This is a genomic window from Mycobacterium sp. PDNC021 (assembly GCF_048282635.1).
Classification (GTDB): domain Bacteria; phylum Actinomycetota; class Actinomycetes; order Mycobacteriales; family Mycobacteriaceae; genus Mycobacterium; species Mycobacterium llatzerense.
On the sequence record NZ_CP182502.1, the window covers coordinates 5,280,599 to 5,303,045 of the forward strand.

Below are 22,447 nucleotides of genomic sequence, written 5' to 3' on the forward strand. Positions count from 1 at the left end.
GGCTGGCATACATTCTCCGGGTGACGCGACGTGCGCTCGAGTTCGGCAGTGCGGTGCTGCTCACCGGCCTGCTGGCCGGGGTCGCCGGCGCGCTCACGGTCTCGCTGCTGCACGCCGTCGAACATCTCGCCTACCACTATTCGTACGGTCTCCTGCTCGACGGGATCGGCGCCAGCTCGCCGGTTCGGCGCGCGCTGGCACCGGCGATCGGCGGGGCGCTGGCCGGACTCGGTTGGTGGCTTCTGCGGCGGCGATATGGGACGCCGTCGCTGTCGGCGACCATCGCCGGGAAGAAGCCGATGCAGCATCTGCCGATGGCGGCCGACGCGGCGTTGCAGGCCCTGGTGGTCGGGTCCGGTGCCTCACTGGGCCGGGAGACGGCGCCGCGCCAATTGGCGGCCGTCCTGAGCAGTTACGGGACGACCTGGCTCGGGCGGCTCACGTCGTCGGCGCTGGGCACGCTGACCGCCCGCGACCGCGAGATCCTGCTGTCCTGCGCCGCGGGCGCCGGCCTGGGCGCGGTGTACAGCGTGCCGCTCGGCGGCGCGTTCTTCGCCGCCCGCGTCATGATGGGCACCTGGCACCCCAAGGTCGTCGGCACGGCCCTCATCACGTCGAGCCTGGCGGTCGCGGTGTCGCACCCCGTCACCCATTTCGAGCGCGACCTCACCTGGCCGGAACCGGCACTGTCGTACCAATTCACCATGCTGGCGTTAGCAATCGCACCGCTTGCGGTGGTGATCGGCCTGGCCTTCAACCGGCTGATGGCGCTCGCCGGCCCGAAGCCGCAGCTGACCTCCTGGGTGCTCGTCCCGGGCGTCGCGCTGGCCGGGCTGATCACCGGCATCTGCTCGATCTACCGTCCCGAACTGCCGGGGAACGGCCGCAGCGTGCTGATCGTCAGCGTCGACGCCCAGCTGAGCCTCGCCGCCGCAGCGGTTCTCCTGGTGCTCAAACCCCTGCTCACCGCGCTGTATCTGCGGGTCGGCGCGGTCGGCGGCATGATCACCCCGGCATTGGCCACCGGCGCGGCCGCGGGCACCGTCGCCACGTTCGCCCTCAATGGCCTGGCGGACACGCACCTGCACGTGCCCGCGGTGGCCCTCACCTGCGCGGCGGGCGTCCTCGCGATCACCCAGCGGGCACCGGCATTCGCGGCGCTGTTCGTCTGGGAGCTGGCACATCCACCGGTGTGGCTACTACTGGTTTTCGCGGTCGCCGCGTACTCGTCGCACGGCATCCGGTTGCTACGGGAACAGTCGGCGGCCCGGACGAAGGCTCCCGGGCCGAAGCCGGCTCAGGAACAGCTCAAGGAACCTTGACCCACTTGCCGGCGTCGCCCACGATCCCGACCGGGACCGCGCCGGTGAGGCTGACGTTCTGCACCGTCGGCCCGGCCGCGACGATCGTGGTGTCCTGCAGGATCGGCAGCACCGTCTCCATCGCCCAGAGCTTGGGCTCCAGCTCATTGAGAACGTCGGCGATCTTCTCGGTGCCGGCGAGGGCCGCGTCGATCTTGGGCTGGATCGCGTGGTCGCAGATGCCGGTCAAGTTGCTGGGCGCCTGCACCAGCTGATCGCCGCCGAGCGGCTTGGGCAGCGGAATGGTCGGTGCAGTCGACGTCACCGAAGGCGTCGGCGGCTGCGGCGCAACGGTTTTGGAGGTCGACGTCGGCTGCGGAGTGGGTGCCGGGGTCGTCGCGGTCGACACCGCCGTCGCATCCAAACCCGGGCAGCCGTAGCGCGATGCCAGCACCGTCGCCAGGTCGCCGCCGGCGTGCCGCCAGCCGACGATCGCGTCGACGCGCTCGAGCCCGTCCGCGTACAGCGCCACGGGATCCATCGCCAGCACCGTGGCCTCGATCCCGACGCTGCGCAGTTGGTCGGCGGCCGTGTTCGCCACCGCAACCGAGGTCGGGTCGTTGGCGGCGACACCGATGGCCAGCCCCAGCGGCGTGCCGTCCTTGACCAGCCGATCGTGGCCCGGCGGCGGTGGTGTCCCGGGCAGCGACGGCGGCGCGACGGCGGACTCGACGTTGTACCCGGCCTGGTGCAGCAGGTCCATCGCGGCATTGCGGTCCAGCGCCGGCGGCGCCGTCGGCACATAGCCGGGGTCGGACGGCGTCCGCACCTGCGCCTGCGCCAGCGTGACGGTGTTGTCGCTGCCCGCGCCGACGGCCGCCAGCAGGCCGACATCGAGCAGGCCCAGCAGCGCCTTGCGGACCTGGGTGTCGGTCAGTCCCGGTCGCTGCGCGCGCAGCGTCAGCTGCATGACCCGCGGGGTGACGATCCGCGCGGTGCGCACGCCCGGGATGGCCGCCAGTTGCGCGAACGTCGCCTGCCCGCCGTGCACCTGAGCCACCTGGGTGTCCCGGTTACGGATCGAATCAGCAAGGGCCGCAGGCGATCCCCCACGCCGGAACAGCACCTGGTCGGGCACCGACGGCACGCTCCAGTAGCGGTCGTTGCGCGCCAGCAGGATTTCGTCGCGCTGCGGATCGATGCTCTCGACCCGGAACTGGCCGCCGGTGACCGGCATGGCCCGGGCGAGGCCGGCGCCGAAACCACCTGGCACGTCCTTGACGATGTGCGCGGGCAGGATGTTGTTGAACAGTTCCCGCCAGGCCGGGTACGGGCGGGCGAAGGTCACCACGGCCGTCTTGCCGCCGTCGACCGACTGGACGCCGGTCACCAGGTCGTAGCCGGCCGGGTCGACGACGCCGGGCTGGCTGACCATCTGCCGCCACTGGTACCAGTAGTCGTCGGCGGCGATGGGCGCGTTGTCGGTCCACTGCGCCTCGGGGCGGATCTTGTACGTGACGGTGAACGGGCTCTGGTTGGTCACCTCGGCCGACAACAGCAACGACGGGTCGAGTTCCCAGCGCGATCCCGACGGCGACGCCGGATCGGCGATGGGCCGGAACGAGCTCGGCAGGACCAGCGCGGAGATCGCCGCGTTGACCGGCGACTGATCGGACTGCAGATGCGGGTTGAACCCGGGGCCGATCCAGTCGATGGCCATGATGATCTGGCTCATCTTGGGCGGCGGTGGGACGACGGTCTTGGTCGTCTCGGTGCTGCGCGGAGCGGGCGGTGGGCTGACGGTGCAGCCGGCGAGCGCCAGAACCGACACCAGTGCGCCTGTCGTCATCAGCTGGCGGCGGGCGGTCGGCACGCCGTTCAGGGTATCCGCAGGGTAGGGCCGAACCACCAGCCGAGGCCCCGGCGGCAAATCCCTGTCGCTCCGCTCGCCCCTGATGTAGTCCACAATCAGCGGTATGGGCCTGCTACCGAAGCCGTACACCCCGCTTTCCGATGCCGACGTCGCCGATGCCCTGAGCCGTGCGGTCGCGGTCATCAACCCGCTGCTCAATGTGCTGTCGCAGGCCGATCCCATCGGGCTGCGCAAACGCACGCACCGGTTGCTGCGTCCGCCCCGCGGACTGAGCGACCGGGTGCGGCGGCTGCGGCTGTGGCGTCGTCGCCGGGAGGCCGGCCGCGGCCGCAGCACCGCCGACGGTGCCCTGAACGTCGGCGCGCAGCTGATGAACGCCGCCGACCTCCCCGGCACCGCCGCGTGGAACCGCATGAGCCGCGACGAGCGCATCCACTGGTGGGTGCACCGCGTCGGCGCCTTGAACACGCTGCTGGTGGCCACGCCGGGGGCCTTCGGCTGGCTGGCCCGGGTGCTGCCGGTGAGCGAATTGGCCGGCTTCGTCAACGACGCCATCGTGCTGTGCGCGGTGGCCCGCGAATACGGCGTCACCGATCAACGTGAGCAGGTGCGCCTGCTGGCCGAGGTGCTGTGCGGGCGGCAGCTGCCGGAGGACTTCGACGTGCCGGCACAGGAGCCCGCGCCGCTGCCCGAAGCACCGCCGCCGGGCTGGAAGCCACTGGAGGCCATCACGTCGTCGATGCCGGTGGTCGTCGTGCGGACCGTGTGGCAGCTGGCCGGGATCCTGCGCGCGACGTTCGACGAGATCGCCAAGCGGCCGCAGCCGACGAAGTGGTGGCAGCGTTTGAGTGCGCTGCCGTGGGTCGGCGCCGTCTCGACGTACTTCGGTGAACGCGGTGCGCTGATCAAAGCAGCCCAGGACGGCGTGGCCTGGCTCGAACGCCGAACGGCCAGTTAGCGCACGCTTTTTCGTGAATTGCGTGTACTAGCTGGCCGTTGAGCGTCGTTCGTTAGTTGTTGCGAGCCTTCTCGCGGGACTTGGCCCGCGCCCGCAGGCTGGCAGTCAGCTCGACCTTGCGCACGCGCACGATCTCAGGGGTGACCTCGACGCACTCGTCCTCGGCGCAGAACTCCATGGCCTGCTCCAGGCCGAGCTCCAGCGGCCGCGCCAGCGTCTCCATCACGTCTGCGGTCGAGCTGCGCATGTTCGTCAGCTTCTTTTCGCGGGTGACGTTGATGTCCAGGTCCTCGGCGCGCGGGTTGATGCCCACGACCTGGCCCTCGTAGGTGTCCTGGCCGGGCTCGACGAAGAACTGACCGCGGTCGGCCAGCTGGATCATGGCGAACGGGGTCACCGAGCCGGTGCGGTCGGAGACCAGCGAGCCGGTGTGCCGGGCGCGGATCTCGCCGGCCCACGGGCGGTAGCCGTCGAACACGGCGTTGGCGATGCCGGTGCCGCGGGTCAGGGTCAGGAAGTCGGTGCGGAAGCCGATCAGGCCACGCGACGGCACGATGAAGTCCATGCGGACCCACCCGGCAGCGTGGTTGGTCATCTCTTCCATGCGGCCCTTGCGGGCGGCCATCAGCTGAGTGATGGCGCCGACGAACTCCTCGGGACAGTCGATGGTCATGGCCTCGAACGGCTCGTGCAGCTTGCCGTCCACCTGGCGGGTGACCACCTGCGGCTTGCCGACGGTCATCTCAAAGCCTTCGCGGCGCATCTGCTCGACCAGCACGGCCAGCGCCAGCTCACCACGGCCCTGGACCTCCCAGGCATCCGGGCGGCCGATGTCGACGACCTTGATGGACACGTTGCCGACCAGCTCGGAATCCAAGCGGGACTTGACCATTCGCGCCGTCAGCTTGTGACCGGAGACCTTGCCCGCCAGCGGCGAGCTGTTGGTGCCGATGGTCACCGAGATGGCGGGCTCGTCAACGGTGATGCGGGGCAGCGCATGCGCATGGTCCACGTCGGCCAGGGTGTCGCCGATCATGATCTCCGGCATGCCCGCGACGGCCACGATGTCGCCGGCGACGGCCTCCGCTGTCGCGGTGCGTTCCACGCCCTCGGTGACCAGCAGCTCGGTGATCTTGGCGTTGGTGATCACCGGATGGCCGTCGACCTCGCGCATCCAGGCCACCTGCTGGCCCTTCTTGATCTTGCCGTTGTAGATACGGACCAGCGCCAGACGACCCAGGAAGGCCGACGCGTCGAGGTTGGTGACCAGCGCCTGCAGCGGGGCTTCGGGGTTGCCGGCTGGCGGCGGGATGTGCTCGAGCAGCACGTCGAACAGCGGATCGAGGTTCTCGCCGTCGGGGTTTTCGCCGTTGGCGGGCTGCGTGGTCGAGGCGATACCGGCCCGGCCCGACGCGTACAGCGTCGGCAGGTCCAGTGCCTTCTCGGCGGCCGCCTGGGCTTCCTCGTCCAGGTCGGACGCGACGTCGAGCAGCAGGTCGTGGCTCTCTTCGACGACCTCGGCGATGCGGGCGTCAGGCCGGTCGGTCTTGTTGACCACCAGCAGCACCGGAAGGTGGGCGGCCAGCGCCTTGCGCAGCACGAAACGGGTCTGGGGCAGCGGGCCTTCGGAGGCGTCGACCAGCAGCACGACACCGTCGACCATGGACAGGCCGCGCTCGACCTCACCACCGAAGTCGGCGTGGCCCGGGGTGTCGATGACGTTGATCACCGTCATGGTCCCGTCCGCGTGGTGCCGGTGCACCGCGGTGTTCTTGGCCAGGATCGTGATGCCCTTTTCCTTCTCCAGGTCACCGGAGTCCATCAGTCGCTCGACAGCGTCGTCGCCGCGGTGCGTCAGGGCACCGGACTGCCGCAGCATGGCGTCGACGAGCGTCGTCTTGCCGTGGTCGACGTGCGCGACGATGGCAACATTGCGGAATTTGGGCTGCTCACTCACGTCAGAGATTGTCGCAGCGAGGGGGTCGGTTTGCGAAACTGCGGGCGGCCTGGCAAAACTGCTAGTCGATGAAGGCCAGCAAGCTAGCCGGGGCTAAACCGAAGAAGAAGTGCTGCCGCAGCAAGCCCCGGTGCAAGCGGTGTCCGCTGGTGCTGCACAAGGTCCAGAAAGCGGCGCACCACGGGATCCACGGCAAGGACCTCGAGAAGGTTTACAAGCGCGCCCGCAAGGCTTGATATATAGCGATTGACCTGCCTCTTTATTGGCATCGCGCGTACCGTGGAAGCGTCTCGTCAGTTCCAGGGAACGAGCGCGAGGAGGTCGTCGTCATGACAATCTACGAAGTGCTGACCGGTGTCGTCGGATTCGTTCTGGCACTCGGCGCAACGGCCGCGATATTCGCCGGTTTGGCCAATTGGGCAGGCGGATTCTTCGTGGTGAGGTGTGCTGCGTGTCACCATTTGGCGTTCTCCACGGTGAACAAGCCGAAGACCGACTGCCCGCATTGCAAGTACCCGGCGCTGCTGCACCCGCTCTACACCGCGCAGCACGGCAGCGCGATGGCGTCGACGCGCGTCGTCGGCGACAAGCTGCACTACTGAGCCAGCGCGACCTTCAGTTCTGAGAGCCACGCCCGGTCCGCGGGCACCCAGGGCAGCTCGTCGAGTTCGTCGGTGCCCACCCAGCGCACGGCGTGATGATCGTGGGCGTGGGGCGCGTCGTTGGTCGACACCCGGTACGCCCGCAACGTGACGGTGTCGGACAACGGCACGTCCTCGCCCAGCTTCTTCCCGACAGTCACCTCGACGCCGAGTTCTTCCTGGAGTTCGCGGGCCAGCGCCTGCTCATCTGTCTCTCCCGGCGCCACCTTCCCACCGGGCAGCTCCCAGAGGCCGGCCAGTTCCGGCGGCCGATTGCGCTGAGCGACCAACAGTTTGGCGTCGGCGATGAGGGCGCCCGCGACGACGATCACGTCGAACAGGCTACTTGGCATCGAGCGTGCGGGTTTGCGCGAAAATTCGGCAGGAATTCCTCGTAAACCCCCACGCTCGACGGGTCACACCGGGCAACCCGCGGCCCTCAACTTCGCGCGTACCCTCGCCACCAACTTTTCGGGATCTCGCAACATCGCAGCGCTGACCCTGACGACGACCCACCCCAAGGCTTCCAAGATCGCGATGCGCTCGATGTCCCACGCACGCTGGCGGCCGTCATTCCAGTGCTGCACCCCGTCGTATTCGACGGCCACTTTCCACTGACGCCAGCCCATGTCGGCACGGATGAAGGCCTCGCCATATTCGTCATAGAACCGGATCTGCGTCTCCGGCGCCGGAAGCCCGCCGGCCACCAGTGCCAACCGCAACCTGGATTCCTGCGGCGACTCCGCCCCACCATCGACCAGCGCCAGCGCAGACTGTGCTTGCCGTACTCCACGGACGCCCGGATTAGCCTCGATCAACGACTCGACGTCGATGACTTTCAGGTCGGTCGCATTCATCAGCGCATCCACCAGCGGCACGGCTCGTGGATGCGGCAGCAGTCGCGCGAGGTCGAAGGCGGTGCGGGCGGCAGTGGTGACGCGCATGCCTTGCCGCAGGCAAATATCCTGTGGTGCAAGGGCATACGAGTACGCCGCCAGGCCCTTCGGCCGGTGACGATCAGGGCGTACGACGACCGCGGGTGCGTCCGCGTCGAGCCACTTCGTGCCGTGCACCGCAGCCGCAGACACCCCGGCCAACACCGCATCCGGACCTGCGAACAGCCAACCGGCACGTGCCTTGAGCTCTGCCGTCATGGCGACGCCCTTTGCCAGGTACACGTTGCGATAGACCATGCGATAGCGGGTCCGCAGCTGGTGCTCGGTGAGAAGTCCGGCGCGTAATGCCTGCGAACCGAGGATAAGTGGGTCCATGGTGCTCACCCTCGGCTGGAGATCCGACAGTTCAGCGCCGCTGCGCGAGGTTATCCACAGGTCATGACATCGAGCGTGGGGGTTTACGTGAAAATTCGGCAGGAATTCCTCGTAATCCCCCACGCTCGCCGCAACAATGGGGCCATGGCCGTCCTCACCGATGAACAAGTAGACGCCGCGCTGCCCGAGGGCTGGGAACGAGCCGACGGCGCACTACGCAGGTCCGTGAAGTTCCCGGCGTTCCTCGACGGCATCGACGCCGTGCGTCGGGTGGCGATCCACGCCGAAGCCAAGGACCATCACCCCGACATCGACATCCGTTGGCGGACGGTCACTTTCGTTCTGGTCACGCATTCAGAGGGCGGCATCACAGACAAGGACGTGGCGATGGCCGAGGACATCAACGGACTCGTCGTCTAGCCATCCACGCCAGCGTCACCAGCGTCATCACCGGATAGATCAGCCCCGCCCACGCCAGGTACCACGGGCGGCTGATCACCCAGATCGTCGGCTGCGCGAAGCTCAGTAGCCACGGCACCCCGACGAGTAGCAGCACCAGCCAGGTCCAGCGCAACGCCCGCGCACTGGCCAGCGCCGCGAACGGCCCGTGCCACAGCCACATCATCAGCGGGATCAGCCACACCCAGTGGTGGGTCCACGAGATCGGCGAGAAGAGCAGCCCGAACAACTGCACCACCAGCAGCGCACCCAGTCGATCGGGCCGGTCGGGTCCGTAGACGGCGCGCCAGGCGAACACGGCGAGTATGGCCGTGAGCGCCACCGCGATCACCACGGCCGGCTCGAAACCCGCGTCGTGCCCGACGATTCGCGAGATCGCGCCGCGCCAGGACTGGTTGAACGACGTCGCGACGGGGCCGATGCGATTGGCGTCGCCCAGTAGATCGGTGAAGTAGTAGAGCGCCTGATCGCGCAGCACCAACCATGACACCAGCACGGTGCCGGCGAACGTCACGGCCGCGAACACCGCCACACCCCAACGCCGGACGCCCACGAAGTACAGGCCCGTCACCGCGGGCGTCAGCTTCACTCCGGCCGCCACGCCGACCAGCAGACCGGACCACCACCAGCGGGTGCTGTAGACCGCATAGAGCGCGCCCAGCACGAGGATGACGTTGATCTGCCCGTAGTCGAAGGTGCTGCGCAGCGGCTCGGTCCAGATGCCGACGGCCGTCCACGCCATGGCCAGCCGGTGCGCGGGATCGCCTAACCCGATGAGCCGCAAGCTGATCCACACCACGCCGTACAGCGCGCCGATGATCCCCAGTTGCCAGCAGAACGCCAGCAAATCGAACGGCACGAAGTGCAGCGGATAGAACAGCACGGCGGCGAACGGCGGATAGGTGAACGGCAGCGGGAAGTCCGGCGTCTGGTCGGCGTAGACGTAGTCGTACAGCGGGTGACCGCTGCCGAGCGTCGCCGCGCCGCCGACGTAGACGTGGAGGTCGACGAAGTTGGCCCCGTTGGGCACGAGGTAGGTCCAGGCGAAGCGCGCAGCGACGCTGAGCGCCAGCATCAGTGGCGCCCAGCGCAGGACTGATCGCGTGGCGGTGTTTATCGCACGACTGTAACGGTCGGTCTCCCTTCGCCTTCGGGTCAGTAACGGATCTATAAATGCCACACGTGTCACTTGAGTAACACCAGTAACGGCATACCTTCGGTACTGACGCGCCACACCTGTACCGGGAGGACCCCTCACATGCGCAACCGCACCACTGGAAAACTGTTGGCCACCAGCATGATTGCCGCCGCCGGCGCAGTCCCGGTGGCGATCGCGCTGAGCGCTGTCGCCGCCGCCGACCCGGCCCCCGCGGCCCCAGCACCCGTCGTGCCCGGCACGCCGCTGGTGAATGAACTCGCCCAGGCTCCGGTCCAGGCGCTGTCGGGGGTCACGCAGGCCCTGACGTCCGGCGCGCCGGCCGCCGCTCCGGCCGCTCCCGCCGCCACCGCGTCGGTGACCCTGCCGCAGAACCTGGTCCCCGCCGCCACCGCTCCGGCAGCCGCTGCACCCGCAGCTGCCGCCCCGGCCCAGGGCATCATCCCGTCGGCCAACATCAACCTGCCGCAGATTCCGGGCTCGCCGGTGCCGCTGCCGAAGCAGATCGCCTTCCCGGGTGACCTGACCTCGCTGCTGCCGGCCGGCATGCCGCTGGCGAACCTGCTGCCGCAGCCGGCTGTTGCCGCTCCGGTTGCCGCTGCGACGACCGCCACCTCACCGCTGGCCGCCGCCACCGCACCGCTCGCGGCCGCAGCGGCACCGTTGGCTGCTCCGCTCGCCGCGGCTGCTCCTGCTGCCGCAGCTCCGCTGGCCGCCGCTACGGCTCCGCTCGCCGCGCCGTTGGCTGCCGCTCCGTTGACCGCACCGTTGGCTGCTGCTCCGGCCGTCGCGTCTCCGCTAGCCACCGCACCCGCCGCCGTGGCGGCTGCCGCACCCGCGGCGCAGGCCATCCCGGGCGTCGTGCCGGGGATCATGAGCCTGACCAGCCTCGCGCCGGTCATCACCTCCGGCTTGCCGTGATCCGCACCGTAACCAGATAACCGATACGAAACCGGGGAGAGACATGCAATCGAGGAAGCTGTTCATCGCGCTTGGCGCATCCGTCGCACTCACGATCAGCGCGGCCACCGTCGCTCACGCTGATCCGACGTCGCCACTGCCGTTGCCGCTGCCCATCGATGGCCTTCAGGCTCCTGGCCTGCCGGCCATGCAGACTCTCGCCCCGGTGATCCAGCAGGCCGCCGCTGATCCGGCGGGCGCCGCGGAGCTGCTCATGGCAGCAGCCCGGGCGTTCGCCGGCAGCCAGGCCGCACCGTCGGATTCGAAGAATCTGGCCAACGCCGTGAACCAGTTCGCGGCCGCACCGGAAGCCCCGCACGTGCCGGCCCCCGGCGCGGTGCCGGGCGTCGAGGCCCACCTGCCTGCCGGCGTCGACCCGGTGCACGCCGTCGGCCCGGTGGCTGAAGCTGCTCCGGCGCCGGCCCCCGAAGCCGCACCGGCACCTGCCGCGGCTCCGGCTCCGGCCCCCGAAGCCGCACCGGCACCTGCCGCGGCTCCGGCTCCGGCCCCCGCGCCGGCTCCTGCTCCTGAAGCTGCTCCGGCGTCCGCCCCGGTCACCCAGGCCGCGGCGACGGTCCCGGCTCCCGAAGCCGCACCTGCACCCGCAGCGGCGCCGGCTCCGGCCGGTGCTTTCGGACCGGGCACGCCGATCACGCAGGACTTCATGTACCCGTCGATCAGCAACGGCTGCCAGGCCGACGGCGGCAACGTCCTCGGGACGGCCATCACCGTGGCCGGCCCCGCAAAGATTCCGACCCCGGGCCCCGGCCCCGGCCAGACTGCCTACGTGTTCACCGCGGTCGGCACGCCCGGCCCGGCGGCCGAGCAGAAGCTGCCGCTGAACGTCACCTGGGTCAACCTGACCACCGGCAAGTCGGGCAGCGCGACTCTCAAGCCGCAGGCGGACATCAACCCGCAGGGGCCGACGACGCTGACCGCCATCGTCGACACCGGCTCGGGCAGCATCATGTCGACGATCTTCGGTCAGGTGACGACGACCGAGAAGCAGTGCCAGTTCATGCCCACCATCGGTTCGTCGGTGGTGCCGTAACCAGCATCTGACGTGACGAGAAGACGCCCCGGGATCACCAGTCCCGGGGCGTCCTCTCGTTTGTTGCACTAGAGCTGAATCTGGCCACCGTCGACAGCCAACTCCGCGCCCGTCATGAAGCTGCTCTGATCCGAGGCCAAGAACAGCACGGCGGCAGCGATTTCGTCAGGACGGCCCAGCCGCTTCATCGGCACCTGATCGGCGAAACCGTCCAAGAGGTCCTGCTTCTGCTCGGCTGGCGCCAGGCCCGTCAACCCCGGAGTTTCGATAGGGCCCGGCACGATGGTGTTGACCCGGATCTTGCGGTCGGCCAGCTCGGCAGCCCAGGTCCGGCCCAGGGACCGGATGGCGGCCTTGGACGCGGCGTACAGCCCGAAGGCCGGGATCCCTTCGGAGGCGGCCGTGGAGCCGGCCAGCACAATCGAAGCGCCTTCATTGAGCAGCGGCAGCGTCTTCTGCACGGTGAACACCGTGCCGGCCACATTGCGGTCGAAGTTGTCGCGGTAGTGCTGCGGTGTCACATCGGCGAGGGTGGCGAAGTCGCCGCCGCCGGCATTGGCGAAGACGACATCTAGCCCCTTGCCGTGCTTGGCGATTTCCGCGGCCAGCGTGTCGAGTTCCTCGGGCTTGCTAATGTCGCTCTGCACACCGTGCGCACCGATGGATGCGGCCGCCTCGTCGAGCCGAGCGCGATCACGTCCGGTGATGAAGACGTAGGCACCCTCATCGGCCAGGCGCTTCGCGGTCGCCAGGCCGATACCCGACGTTCCTCCGGTGACCAGTGCTGTCTTGCCGTCGAGCTGTCCCATGATCGGGCTCCGTTTCTATGCGAATTGCTCTTCCGTCGGTATCAACTTAGGTGATGTATCACCTATTCCTCAGGGTTCAACACCGTCCACAATCGCGCGATGCGGTTATCGACGATCTCAGCGACGTCGAAACCCGATGCCACCGTGACGCCATCAGGAGTCGAGAGCTCCCACGCGAGAAATCCTAGGCCGCGAGTTCGGCGGACCGGACCGGCTTTAGAAAAATGCAGACCTGTCAGCTTTTCCTGCAGTTCAGCGGTTTTGATGTTCAGCTGTTCGTGGCCGATGACAGTGCCTTCATCGTCGATCCACTGCACATCTTCCGAGTAGGTCTCGGCGATCGCGGCGGCACGGCGCTGCGGGTCGCGTTCATCGAACACGGCCAGTAGATTGGCTTCCATCAAGCGGTTGATGACGTCGTTCACTGACCCACTCCTTAAATTTAGGTGATGAATCACCTAAATCTAGCTTGATTGGGCGGGAGCGAGCTGTGGTGTTGGAGGTTGACGTGGATGTGCTCCAACGCGGCAGTGAACGGCCCGAGCAGGTTCTCCGGCAGGGAGTCGAAGAACAGACCACGGACCAGATCGACGTGCCCGGGTGCCGCCTCGACGATCGCCCGCCGCCCGCTCGCAGTGAGCACAACGTTGGTGGTGCGGCCGTCCTCGGCGCTCGGCCGGCGCTCGGTCAAGCCACGTTCTTCCATCCGCCGCAGTTGATGCGAGAGCCGGCTGCGTTCCCAGCCGATCCGCGCGGCAAGGTCGCTGACACGCAGGCCCGCATCGTCGTCGTCGCTGAGCGCCACCAACACGTCGTAGTCGGCCAGGGACAGCCCGGAGTCCGCCTGCAGCTGCCGGTTCATCTCGTAGCTCATCCGCAGCTGCACGCGCATGTAGGCAACCCAGGCGCGCTGCTGTTTCGGCGTGAGCCAGCCCCGCTCGGGCGTTGCGGCCTGCACCTTCCTCGGCGTCACGCCCGTCAGTATGCCGGTCGAGCCATCGCCACCTATGCAACAGCGAGCGTGACCGCCCCCGACGGCAGCCACGCTCGCTGTTTTGTTGGCTCAGTAAGCCATGAACAAAATCATCTCGCGGTCGTATTCACGACCGGGGTGCTGCTCGGCGAGATGGGTCTGCGCCTTCTCGACCAGATCGTCCTCGTCGTTGCCGGAAATCGCCTCGCCGCAGGGACAATTCAAGTGTGTCTTAGCCATGCCCGTCACTTTTCCACATGCGGCGTTGCCTGCCACGAAAACTAGGCGGGCAAATTGTTCTTGATCTGGGCGTCCTGCATCTTGGCAATCGCCAACGCGCTCTCCGGCGGCACCGGATCGTTCGGCGCGCTCTCGAACTCGAGGTTGACCAGCGCCTTGCCCTGGGTGAAGTACACCTCTGTCACGGCCTTCGAGCCGTCAGGGTTGGTCCCGGTGGCGATGAAGCCGCCGTCGCCGACGTCAGCGGGCTGCGGTTCCCCGGTGACCTCCTTGGCGAGCGAAGTCTTGAAACCTTGCAACGCCTGCACCGCGCCGGCCGGGCTCTCGTCGACGAAGATGGCGAACAGCAGGACCTCCCCCTTGGCGGCGTTGGTCAGCGTCTGCCCGATGCCGGGCTGGCCGTTGGGGTTTCGTACGGGATCACTCGCGGTGAAGCTCGGGTCGACATCAGCGGGCTTGAGCAGCAGATTGCTGTAGTCGGCGCCCTGCGCAGCCGGGCTCGCGGGCGCACTCGTCGTTGTCGAGGTGGCCGAGGTGGCGCTCGATGACGAGGACGACGAGGACGTGGTTTCCTTCTCGTCACCACCGCAGCCGGCCACGGTCGTGCCCACCAGCAGTGCCGCGGCGAACAAGCCCACAGTTGTGGTCTGCGCGAGCTTCATGGAGTGGTCCTTCCCTAGCGTCGTCAACATTTGCAGTGACTCAACTTCTACGCCGGGCCGCCTGGGCGCGTGGGTTTATTGACGAAGATAACTATTTATTCACCCGGCAGCCCGGTATCGACGAGTGGCGTGTTTCGGCCACACCGAACACCTTTCGATCCGCATGATGGTGCGCATGGAGATTTACGACGTCATGCGCACGACGGGGGCCGTCCGTAAGTTCAGCGGCGAGCCCCTGTCCGACGAGGTGCTGATGCGCATCCTCGACAACGCCCGCTTCGCCCCCAGTGGCGGCAATCGGCAGGGCGCGCGGGTGATCGCGGTGCGGGACGTCGAGACGCGCAAGAAACTGGGCGAGCTCTCCAAGCCCGGCGCCAGGCAGTACGTCGCACAGATCGCCGCCGGCGAAGGCCCCTGGAACCCGTTGCGGCCCTGCGGCGTTGACCCCGCCGTCGTCGAGGCCACTCCGGTTCCCGACGGCATGGTCACCGGCACCCTGCTGGGTGCCGAGGTCGTGCTCGTGGTGTGTCTGGACCTGGGCGTGGCCGCGGCATTCGATCAGCACCTGGATCGCATCGGCGTGATCAGCGGAGCCTCGATCTACCCGTTCGTCTGGGGCATTCTGCTCGCCGCCCGCAACGAGGGCTTCGGCGGCGTGCTGACGACCATGGTGGTGGCGCAGGAACCCGCAGTGCGCGAACTGCTCGGCATCCCGGACAACTACGCGGTGGCGTGCATGCTGCCACTGGGCAAGCCGGTCAAGCAGGTGACGAAGCTGACCCGCCGTCCGGTGTCGGAGTTCACCACCCGGGACCGGTTCGACGGGCCCGCGCTCTAGAACCTGGCGTTGATCCTGCGCCTACGGCGTCAGCTACTCGACAAAAGTCACCGTGAGCGCGGAGTCAACGCTCAGGCCTTGGCCGCTTTGGCCGCCGCTTTCATCTGCTTCTTGTAGGCGCGGACCTGGTCCAGTGAGCCCTTGTCGACGACGTCGGCGACGGACATGTGCGTGCCCTGCTTGCCGTAGTCGCCGGCCGCGGTACGCCAGCCCTCGGGAGTGACGCCGTACTGCTTGCCCAGCAGCGCCAGGAAGATTTTGGCCTTCTGCTCACCAAACCCGGGCAGCGCCTTGAGCCGGCGCAGCACCTCTTTTCCGTCGGGGTCGCCGGTGGTCCACAGCGAGGCGGCGTTGCCGTCGTACTCGTCGACGATCACCTGCGACAGCGCTTGCACCCGCTTGGCCATGGATCCCGGAAACCGGTGCACCGCAGGGGTTTGCGCGAACAGTTCGGCGAATTTGTCGGGGTTGTAGTCGGCAACGACGCCGGCCTCCAGCCCACCGAGGCGGTCTTCGAGCTTCTTCGGCCCCGCGAACGCCACTTCCATTGGAATCTGTTGATCAAGAAGCATTCCGACCAACAACGCGAACGGGTTGGACTCGAGCAGTGCGTCGGCGGACGGCTCCTGAACCAGCTGCAGCTTCGACATCACGCCAGTTTAGGACCCCGGTAGCCGCAACCGATTACGACGGTTCAGAGTTTCTGCGTCAGTGCGATGTGCGAACGTGTAGGCCGGTAACCGGTTCACATGCCTGTAGGGGGACGGACATGAGACGTGCAGTCGCGGCTCTTATCGCAGCGATCGCTGCCGCCATTGCCTTGGCCGGCGCGGCCAGCGCCATACCGGACCAGGGCACGCCGCAGTTCGACCAATACATGCAGGGCCTCGAGCGCAACGGCTACAACCTGAATCCGGATACCGCGTGGCGCGTGGCGCACCAGGCGTGCATCGGCGGCCTCCCCGGCTACATCAATCTGGAACTGGCCGCGCAGGGTGTCATCGGCCCCGGCGCCCAGCAGCGGGTGATGGACGTCGCCAGAAAGTACGCCTGCCCGGTCGAGTAGGCGCACTCACGCCTCGGCGAGCAGGCCCTTGAGTTCGGCACGGCCGGCCTCGTCGAGCGGCAACAGCGGTGGACGCGGAGCCCCGGCATTGCGCCCCAACAGATCCAGTCCGGCTTTGACGGTCGTCGGCAGTCCACCCGCGACGATGAAGCGCAGCAGCGGCGCGAGATCGTCGTAGATCTCCTGCGCGCGAGCACGATCACCGCGCCGCACCGCGTCGTACAGATCGAGGCACGGCTGCGGACGCAGATTCGGTGCGGCGGTGCACCATCCGGACGCGCCGGCCAGTAGGGCGTCGAGCACCAGCGGGTTACTGCCGTTGTAGAACGGCAGCGTGCCGCCGGAGAGCTCCTTGATCCGCAGCATCCGAGTGAGGTCGCCGGTGGACTCCTTGACCATGCGGACGTTGTCGATGTCGTTGAACATCCGCACCAGCAGTTCGGGTTGCATGTCGATGCCACTGGTCGCGGGGTTGTTGTACACCATGATCGGCAGGTCGACGGCGGCCGAGATGCTGGCGTAGTGCTGGAAAATCTCCCGCTCGCCCAGCTTCCAATACGAGATCGGCAGCACCATCACGGCGTCGGCGCCGGCCTGCTGCGCGTACCGCGCGCGCCGAATGGTGTTGGCGGTGGTCAGAATCTGACGCTCCGACGATGACGGGGACCCGGCCGTCGACGGTGCCGACGGTGGCGTCGACGACGGCGTCGAACTCGTCCTCGGTGAGGTACGCCGACTCGCCGGTGCTGCCCAACGGGGCGATGGCATGCGCGCCGGTGCTGACCAGTTGCTCGACGACGGCCGCCAACGTGGCGGTGTCGACGTCGGCGCCGTCAGCGGTGAACGGGGTGATGGGGTAGGCGATGATGCCGTGGATATCGGTCATGAGGTCGTGTCCATTCTGGGTTCGTCAGTTGTCGAGGGCGTCGGCGTGGCGCACCAGGGCACGCCGTGCGTAGTAGGCGAAGTTGGCGACGCTGCGCTTGGGCGTCAGCGTCCAGTCGTGGGCTTCACGGGCGAGCCGGTCGGGCAGCGAGGCGATGGTGCCGGCGGCCATGGCGGCCAGCTGGAGCTTGGCCCCGCGTTCGATGAGCATGGCCAGCGAGCAGGCTTCCTCGACGCTGGCCCCGGCGACCACCTGACCGTGGTGGGCCAGCAGGATTGCCTTCTTGTCCCCCAGTGCGCCGGAGATGATCTCGCCTTCCTCGTTGCCCACCGGTACGCCGGGCCAGTCCGCCAGGAAGGCGCAGTCGTCGTACAACGGCGCGATGTCCATCTGCGAGACGATCAGCGGAACTTCGAGCATCGACAGCGCCGCGACGTGGAACGGGTGCGTGTGCACGATGCAGTTCACGTCCGGCCGGGCTCGGTAGATCCAGGAGTGAAAACGGTTGGCGGGGTTGGCCATTCCGCCGCCGTCGAGGACGTTGAGGTCCTCGTCGACGAGCAGCAGGTTGCCCGCGGTGATCTCGTCGAAGCCCAGGCCGAGCCGCTGGGTGTAGTAGGTGCCCGGTTCTTCGGCGCGGGCGGTGATCTGCCCAGCCAGGCCCGAGTCGTGTCCCGCGTCGAACAGCGCCCGGCAGGTCAGTGCCAGCTTCTCGCGGACGGTCAGGTTGGACTCCGCAATGTGGCGGTTCAGTCCATCTTCGGCGCGCTGCATCAGTTCGCCCTTGGAGTCGTGCATCGTGTCGGTCATCGGAACTCCCCTCAGCTTTGGTGCGTGGCCGCACCTCAATGACACATTGCCGACCATAGGACACAATGTGTCATGCAGTCAATGGGATATCCTCACTTCCGTGAGTGGCTTGTTGCGTGCGGTGCGCCAGCAACGCGGGATGACGCTGGAAGAGCTGGCAACCGGCACCGGGCTGACCAAGAGCTACCTGTCCAAGGTAGAGCGCGGCCAGAGCGTGCCGTCGATCGCCGCCGCGCTCAAGATCTCCCGAACACTCGATGTCGATGTGGCACAACTCTTTTCCGACGATCCGGAAGTCAGCACGTTCACCGTCGAACGCGCTGCCGACCGCGGCACCGCCCGCAATCACGCGATCGCGTCAGGGATGTTGGGCAAGGCCATGTCGCCGTTCGTGGTGCGGCCCGGCCGCCAGTTCGCCGCCCATGCCCACCCGACGCATCCCGGTCAGGAGTTCGTGTTCGTCCACTCGGGGACAATCGAACTCAACTACGACGGTCGTCTCGTGGAACTGGCAACGGGCGACAGCGCCTATTTCGACGCCGCCACGCAGCACAAGCTCCGCCAGGTCGGCGACGACACCGCCGTCGTGGTCGTGGTGACCTCGCCGGCGCCACCCCGCACAGTCCGCTGACCGAGGAATGCCAGCGCGTCCCGCCCGCGTTGCCCTACCCGTGCTCCAAACTCGAACCGTGACCTCGCGCCTTGGCTTTCCGCTGCTGGCCTATGCCTTCGCCGCCATCATGTTGGGCACCACGCTGCCGACACCGATCTACGCCCTCTACGCGCACGAGCTGCACTTCGCGGTCCTGACGACGACGGTCATCTTCTCGGCGTACGCCATCGGTGTGCTGGCCGCGCTGCTGTTGTTCGGCCGCTGGTCCGACGCCGTCGGGCGACGCCCGGTGCTGATCGCGGGGGCGCTCGCCGCCATCGCGAGCGCCGTCGTCTTCCTCTACGCCAACAGCGTGCCGTTGCTGCTGGTGGGCAGGTTGTTGTCCGGGTTGTCGGCGGGCATCTTCACCGGCACGGCGACGGCCGCGGTCGTCGAGTCCGTGCCCGAGGCCCGCCGGGAGCAGGCCGCGGCCGGTGCCACCATCGCCAACATCGGCGGACTCGGCGCCGGACCCGTCGTGGCCGGTCTGCTTGTGCAGTATCTGCCGCACCCGTTGCAGCTGCCGTTCCTCGTGCACATCGTGTTGGCCGTGCTGGCCATCGTGGCGGTCTGGCTGGTCCCGGAGACCTCGAGCCGCACCGGGCAACTCGGTTTTCAGCGGCTGTCGGTGCCCGCCGAGGTCCGGGCGACGTTCGTCCTCGCAGCCACCGCCGCCTTCGCGGGCTTCGCGGTGATGGGCCTGTTCACCGCGGTGGCGCCGTCCTTCGTCAGCAGTGTCATCGGCATCGACAACCATGCTGTCGGCGGCGCCGTGGCAGCGTCGATCTTCGGCGCCTCGGCCGCCGCTCAGCTGGCCGGCCGACGCCTCCATCCCCCGCGGGCCGTCGCGCTGGGCTGCGCGATCCTGGTCGCGGGCATGGTGATTCTTGCTGTGGCACTGCAGTTTTCGTCGCTGGTGGGGCTGCTGGCCGCGGCCGTGGTGGCCGGCGTCGGGCAGGGCATCAGCTTCAGTCGCGGCCTGGCCGCCGTCGTCGAAGGCACCCCGACCGAGCGTCGCGCCGAAGTCAGTTCGACCTACTTTGTGGTGGCCTACGTGGCCATCTCGCTGCCGGTCGTCAGCCTCGGGTTCGCCGCCCAGCGTTGGGGCCTGCAGGCGGCCGGGGTCAGCTTCGCCGTCGTCATCGCTGTCCTGGCGGCCGTCTGCCTGGCCGCTGTCCTGTGGCAGGAACGCCGCAGGTCAGCGTAATTTGAGTAGCAATACCTAGGGGTGCGGGCCTTACGTTCGGAGGCATGACCACCCGCGTCTTTCCTTCTGCTGCCGAGATCGCGCAGCGCACGCCGGCCGACCGTGACCGCGCCATCGACGTCATTCGCATCGTCTCGTTGATCGGCGTCGTCGCCGGTCACACCATCATGGCGACGAGCATCATCGACCACGACGTGTTCCGCTGGGGCAACCTGCTCACCACGTCGGTGGTGTTCCAGGCCCTGACCTGGATTTTCCAGATCATGCCGCTGTTCTTCTTCGCCGGTGTCGCAGCCTCGGCCGCGTCGTACCGAAGCGGGATGACCTGGGGCGGCTGGCTGCTCAAGCGCTGCACCCGGCTGTACCGACCGGTGTTCTACTACCTGGCGTTCTGGGCCGCGGCGCTGCTGATCCTCAAGCCGCTGCTGCCGATCCACGTCTACGAACCCATCGCCGGCATCAGCATCCAGCTGCTGTGGTTTCTGGGTGCCTACGTGATGGTGTTGGCCGCGGTGCCGCTGCTGGTGCGGATCACCACCCTGAGTCAGCTTGTCGCGTCGGTCGCCGGCACCTACGCTCTGGTCGCCTTGGTCGATGCCATCCGCATCAACGACCACGCCTGGTCCGCGCTGGGCTATGTGAATTTCGTGGTGTGGCTGATCCCCGGCATGTTCGGCGTCGCGTACCGCCGCGGACTGCTGACCACCGCAGCCGCCCTGCGCGTCGGCCTGGCCATGCTGGCGGTCAACGTCGCGATGGTCTGGGTCGGACCCTACGAGCTGAGCCTGGTCGGCATCGAGACCCAGCACATCAAGAACATGACGCCGCCGTCGCTGCTGCTCGCCGGTCACGCAATCATGATGTGCGCGTTCGCCATTGCCGCCGCCCCGGCCATCAGCCGCTGGGCCGCGCGGCCGCAGGTGTGGCGCCTCGCGGTGATCGGCAACACCGGCGCCATGACGCTCTACCTGTGGCACATGCCCGCCCTGCTCGGGATGCATCTGGCCTTCGATCTGGCGGGGCTGCCCCGCTACCCCGGCCAGCCGCACTTCCTGGTGCTGAGCGTCTACCAGGTGGCGCTCATGGCGGTGCTGGTCGCCGGACTGTTCCTGCTGCTGCGCCCGCTGGAGAACAACCCCCTGCCGCTGTGGGATGGCGGCCGGGTCTCTGAAACCGGTTGGCGCAGCGCGGCCGTCGGCACCCTGTTGGTCATTGCCGGTGCCGCCACGCTAGCGTCAGTCGGCTGGGGCCTGAAAGACACCGGCCTGCAATGTGTTTCGGTGATGCTGGCGGCGCTCGCCGGGGCCCGGCTGCTGGCCCGGGATTAGTTGATCTCCGTGACCAGACATAAAGCTGTCCCTTTTCGTGGGAAAAGGGACAGCTTTATGTCTGCTCGCGAAAAGACGCTAGCCGCTCTTGCGGCGGAACTCCCGGCGGCCACCACCAACGGCGCCGTGCGACTTGGATTGCTTGGCCCCACGATCCTGGTTTGCGGCGGCGCCGGCGGAACCGGCCTTCTTACGCTCGAGCGCTTCGCGAAACTTCCGCTTGGTCTCGTCGGGCGATGTTGAACCTTCGTCGGAGTTCTCGGCCATACACGCAGCGTAGCGCGTTCAGCGCACGCCCGGAGGCAGCCCGTACAGGTGGGTTATCGGCATGGTGAGCAGCACCCGACGGTCGGCGACCATCGCCCGCCGATAGTCGTCCCAGTCCGGATGCTCACCGGAAATATTGCGGTACAAGGTAATCAGGCCCTCGACGGTGTCGTCGTCAGGCGCCGCGGCCGGCGGACTCAGCACCGCGTCCCCCTCGGCGACCGCATACGCCCAGCCGTCGTCGGATCGCACGTAGATCGATGCCCGGGCGTCCCGCCGCAGGTTGCGGGTCTTGGCCCGGGGCTCGGTGATCGACACCCCGATGGTGACGGCCCGTGGGTCGAAGTAATAGGACACGTTCGACAACTGCGGTCGACCGTCGCGTTTGATGGTGGCCAGCACGCCCAGCGAATTGTCGCTGATCAGCGCCAGCAGCTTGTCTTCGAAGACCTGACGGGTCATGGCACCCAGCGTACGGTGCAACTGCCTACCATTGGGCGTCATGACGGAGTTCGGATGACGCGCTACGCGGTGTTTCTGCGCGGCGTAAACGTCGGCGGGGTCAATCTGAAGATGGCCGACGTCGCGGCCACCTTCCGACAGGCCGGCTTCGATGACGTGAAGACGCTGCTGGCGAGTGGCAACGTGGTGCTGTCCAGTTCCGCGAAGGCAGCTGGAGTTCGCACGAAAGCCGAAGCGGCACTGCGCGAATCATTCGGGTACGACGCCTGGGTGCTGGTGTATCCGATGGACGAACTCAAGGCCATCTCGGCGGACTACCCATTCGAGCGCGAGGTCGACGGCCACCATTCGTACGTGACGTTCGTCAGCGACCCGGACGTGCTGGACGAGCTCGCGGCGCTTGACCCGGTCGGCGACGAACTGATCAGTCGCGGGCGCGGCGTCCTGTACTGGCAGGTGGCCCGCGGCGACACCCTGAATAGTGCGATCAGCAAAACCATGGGCAAGAAGCGCTACAAGTCGTCCACCACCACCCGCAATCTGCGGACCGTCGAGAAAGTGCTGGCTTCGGTAGGTTCGAAACCGTGAGTTCAACCCCGAAGATCGACGGCAGCGCACTG

The 22,447-nt window shown here is 67.7% G+C and carries 27 protein-coding genes and 1 pseudogene; 13 read left to right on the top strand and 15 right to left on the bottom strand.

Translation table 11 applies throughout. From position 1 onward, the window contains the following. Nucleotides 1–20: 20 nt before the first annotated feature. Nucleotides 21–1,322, top strand: a complete 1,302-nt coding sequence (locus tag ACNO8X_RS25145) for a chloride channel protein (protein WP_418003202.1) — start codon at nt 21–23, stop codon at nt 1,320–1,322. Here ACNO8X_RS25145 and ACNO8X_RS25150 read toward each other — a convergent pair. Then, nucleotides 1,309–3,150 carry an ABC transporter family substrate-binding protein gene (locus ACNO8X_RS25150; protein WP_071288591.1) on the bottom strand — a complete coding sequence of 614 codons (1,842 nt, stop codon included), beginning with the start codon at nt 3,148–3,150 and terminating at the stop codon, nt 1,309–1,311. The two genes, ACNO8X_RS25145 and ACNO8X_RS25150, sit on opposite strands and share 14 nt — an antisense overlap. A gap of 127 nt (nt 3,151–3,277) precedes the next feature. Between ACNO8X_RS25150 and ACNO8X_RS25155 the strand changes: the two genes are divergently transcribed. After that, a complete protein-coding gene (locus ACNO8X_RS25155; protein WP_418003203.1) occupies nt 3,278–4,132 on the top strand; it encodes a hypothetical protein in 855 nt (284 codons plus the stop codon). A 52-nt stretch (nt 4,133–4,184) separates the two neighbouring features. On the opposite strand, the gene typA is transcribed toward ACNO8X_RS25155, so the two are convergent. Next, the gene (gene typA, locus ACNO8X_RS25160; protein ID WP_043395565.1) at nt 4,185–6,089 is read right to left on the bottom strand and encodes a translational GTPase TypA; all 1,905 of its coding nucleotides are present in this window, start codon (nt 6,087–6,089) and stop codon (nt 4,185–4,187) included. Nucleotides 6,090–6,157: 68 nt separating this feature from the next. Between typA and ACNO8X_RS25165 the strand changes: the two genes are divergently transcribed. After that, nucleotides 6,158–6,325, top strand: coding sequence for a hypothetical protein (locus tag ACNO8X_RS25165; protein ID WP_110767632.1), 168 nt, complete (start codon nt 6,158–6,160; stop codon nt 6,323–6,325). Between the two features lie 93 nt (nt 6,326–6,418). Then, entirely contained in the window at nt 6,419–6,691 is a 273-nt protein-coding gene (locus tag ACNO8X_RS25170; RefSeq protein ID WP_418003204.1) for a hypothetical protein, read from the top strand. Here the strand turns inward: ACNO8X_RS25170 and ACNO8X_RS25175 are convergent. Next, nucleotides 6,685–7,083 carry a (deoxy)nucleoside triphosphate pyrophosphohydrolase gene (locus ACNO8X_RS25175; protein ID WP_418003205.1) on the bottom strand — a complete coding sequence of 133 codons (399 nt, stop codon included), beginning with the start codon at nt 7,081–7,083 and terminating at the stop codon, nt 6,685–6,687. The two genes, ACNO8X_RS25170 and ACNO8X_RS25175, sit on opposite strands and share 7 nt — an antisense overlap. Nucleotides 7,084–7,146: 63 nt before the next feature. Next, nucleotides 7,147–8,001, bottom strand: coding sequence for a DUF559 domain-containing protein (locus ACNO8X_RS25180; RefSeq protein WP_418003206.1), 855 nt, complete (start codon nt 7,999–8,001; stop codon nt 7,147–7,149). 144 nt (nt 8,002–8,145) lie between these two features. Between ACNO8X_RS25180 and ACNO8X_RS25185 the strand changes: the two genes are divergently transcribed. Then, on the top strand, nt 8,146–8,421 hold the full coding sequence (locus ACNO8X_RS25185; RefSeq protein WP_418003207.1) for a 4a-hydroxytetrahydrobiopterin dehydratase: 276 nt from the start codon (nt 8,146–8,148) through the stop codon (nt 8,419–8,421). Here ACNO8X_RS25185 and ACNO8X_RS25190 read toward each other — a convergent pair. After that, entirely contained in the window at nt 8,402–9,535 is a 1,134-nt protein-coding gene (locus ACNO8X_RS25190) for a mannosyltransferase (protein WP_418003208.1), read from the bottom strand. The two genes, ACNO8X_RS25185 and ACNO8X_RS25190, sit on opposite strands and share 20 nt — an antisense overlap. 183 nt (nt 9,536–9,718) lie before the next feature. Between ACNO8X_RS25190 and ACNO8X_RS25195 the strand changes: the two genes are divergently transcribed. Beyond that, nucleotides 9,719–10,537, top strand: a complete 819-nt coding sequence (locus tag ACNO8X_RS25195; protein WP_418003209.1) for a hypothetical protein — start codon at nt 9,719–9,721, stop codon at nt 10,535–10,537. 43 nt (nt 10,538–10,580) lie between these two features. Further along, nucleotides 10,581–11,627 (top strand): hypothetical protein, encoded by a 1,047-nt coding sequence (locus ACNO8X_RS25200; protein ID WP_418003210.1) that lies wholly within the window; start codon nt 10,581–10,583, stop codon nt 11,625–11,627. 68 nt (nt 11,628–11,695) lie between these two features. Here ACNO8X_RS25200 and ACNO8X_RS25205 read toward each other — a convergent pair whose 3' ends face one another. The 5 genes from ACNO8X_RS25205 to ACNO8X_RS25225 all read right to left on the bottom strand — a co-directional run bounded on the left by ACNO8X_RS25205 (nt 11,696) and on the right by ACNO8X_RS25225 (nt 14,311). Then, nucleotides 11,696–12,436 carry an SDR family NAD(P)-dependent oxidoreductase gene (locus ACNO8X_RS25205; protein WP_418003211.1) on the bottom strand — a complete coding sequence of 247 codons (741 nt, stop codon included), beginning with the start codon at nt 12,434–12,436 and terminating at the stop codon, nt 11,696–11,698. 62 nt (nt 12,437–12,498) lie between these two features. Next, nucleotides 12,499–12,861 (bottom strand): nuclear transport factor 2 family protein, encoded by a 363-nt coding sequence (locus ACNO8X_RS25210; RefSeq protein ID WP_418003212.1) that lies wholly within the window; start codon nt 12,859–12,861, stop codon nt 12,499–12,501. A 29-nt stretch (nt 12,862–12,890) separates the two neighbouring features. Next, complete coding sequence (locus ACNO8X_RS25215; RefSeq protein WP_418006030.1) at nt 12,891–13,328, bottom strand: MarR family winged helix-turn-helix transcriptional regulator; 438 nt, start codon at nt 13,326–13,328, stop codon at nt 12,891–12,893. 171 nt (nt 13,329–13,499) lie between these two features. After that, the gene (locus ACNO8X_RS25220; RefSeq protein ID WP_418003213.1) at nt 13,500–13,649 is read right to left on the bottom strand and encodes a DUF1059 domain-containing protein; all 150 of its coding nucleotides are present in this window, start codon (nt 13,647–13,649) and stop codon (nt 13,500–13,502) included. A 41-nt stretch (nt 13,650–13,690) separates the two neighbouring features. Then, nucleotides 13,691–14,311, bottom strand: coding sequence for a hypothetical protein (locus tag ACNO8X_RS25225; RefSeq protein WP_418003214.1), 621 nt, complete (start codon nt 14,309–14,311; stop codon nt 13,691–13,693). 175 nt (nt 14,312–14,486) lie between these two features. On the opposite strand from ACNO8X_RS25225, the gene ACNO8X_RS25230 reads away from it, so the two are divergent. Beyond that, the gene (locus tag ACNO8X_RS25230) at nt 14,487–15,149 is read left to right on the top strand and encodes a nitroreductase family protein (protein ID WP_418003215.1); all 663 of its coding nucleotides are present in this window, start codon (nt 14,487–14,489) and stop codon (nt 15,147–15,149) included. Nucleotides 15,150–15,220: 71 nt separating this feature from the next. On the opposite strand, the gene ACNO8X_RS25235 is transcribed toward ACNO8X_RS25230, so the two are convergent. Next, nucleotides 15,221–15,799: an HhH-GPD-type base excision DNA repair protein gene (locus tag ACNO8X_RS25235; protein ID WP_043395583.1), complete on the bottom strand. Its 579-nt coding sequence runs from the start codon at nt 15,797–15,799 to the stop codon at nt 15,221–15,223. Nucleotides 15,800–15,918: 119 nt separating this feature from the next. Between ACNO8X_RS25235 and ACNO8X_RS25240 the strand changes: the two genes are divergently transcribed. Continuing rightward, nucleotides 15,919–16,215: a hypothetical protein gene (locus ACNO8X_RS25240; RefSeq protein WP_043395587.1), complete on the top strand. Its 297-nt coding sequence runs from the start codon at nt 15,919–15,921 to the stop codon at nt 16,213–16,215. A 6-nt stretch (nt 16,216–16,221) separates the two neighbouring features. On the opposite strand, the pseudogene ACNO8X_RS25245 reads toward ACNO8X_RS25240, so the two are convergent. After that, nucleotides 16,222–17,101: pseudogene (locus ACNO8X_RS25245) on the bottom strand (dihydrodipicolinate synthase family protein). A gap of 24 nt (nt 17,102–17,125) precedes the next feature. Beyond that, nucleotides 17,126–17,911, bottom strand: coding sequence for an aldolase (locus ACNO8X_RS25250; RefSeq protein WP_418003216.1), 786 nt, complete (start codon nt 17,909–17,911; stop codon nt 17,126–17,128). Between the two features lie 100 nt (nt 17,912–18,011). On the opposite strand from ACNO8X_RS25250, the gene ACNO8X_RS25255 reads away from it, so the two are divergent. From ACNO8X_RS25255 to ACNO8X_RS25265, 3 genes are read left to right on the top strand one after another with little or no spacing between them, the layout of a single operon-like run. Next, complete coding sequence (locus ACNO8X_RS25255) at nt 18,012–18,542, top strand: helix-turn-helix domain-containing protein (protein WP_418003217.1); 531 nt, start codon at nt 18,012–18,014, stop codon at nt 18,540–18,542. Between the two features lie 7 nt (nt 18,543–18,549). Then, nucleotides 18,550–19,770, top strand: coding sequence for an MFS transporter (locus tag ACNO8X_RS25260; protein WP_418003218.1), 1,221 nt, complete (start codon nt 18,550–18,552; stop codon nt 19,768–19,770). A gap of 44 nt (nt 19,771–19,814) precedes the next feature. Further along, nucleotides 19,815–21,098 (top strand): acyltransferase family protein, encoded by a 1,284-nt coding sequence (locus ACNO8X_RS25265; protein WP_418003219.1) that lies wholly within the window; start codon nt 19,815–19,817, stop codon nt 21,096–21,098. A 78-nt stretch (nt 21,099–21,176) separates the two neighbouring features. Here the strand turns inward: ACNO8X_RS25265 and ACNO8X_RS25270 are convergent, their stop codons facing one another. Together ACNO8X_RS25270 and ACNO8X_RS25275 are read right to left on the bottom strand one after the other, a co-directional pair. After that, nucleotides 21,177–21,365 (bottom strand): DUF5302 domain-containing protein, encoded by a 189-nt coding sequence (locus tag ACNO8X_RS25270; RefSeq protein ID WP_418003220.1) that lies wholly within the window; start codon nt 21,363–21,365, stop codon nt 21,177–21,179. A gap of 18 nt (nt 21,366–21,383) precedes the next feature. Further along, on the bottom strand, nt 21,384–21,827 hold the full coding sequence (locus ACNO8X_RS25275; protein WP_043395606.1) for a PPOX class F420-dependent oxidoreductase: 444 nt from the start codon (nt 21,825–21,827) through the stop codon (nt 21,384–21,386). A 54-nt stretch (nt 21,828–21,881) separates the two neighbouring features. Here ACNO8X_RS25275 and ACNO8X_RS25280 point away from each other — a divergent pair, with 54 nt between their 5' ends. Then, complete coding sequence (locus ACNO8X_RS25280; RefSeq protein ID WP_418003221.1) at nt 21,882–22,415, top strand: DUF1697 domain-containing protein; 534 nt, start codon at nt 21,882–21,884, stop codon at nt 22,413–22,415. Nucleotides 22,416–22,447: the final 32 nt, after the last annotated feature.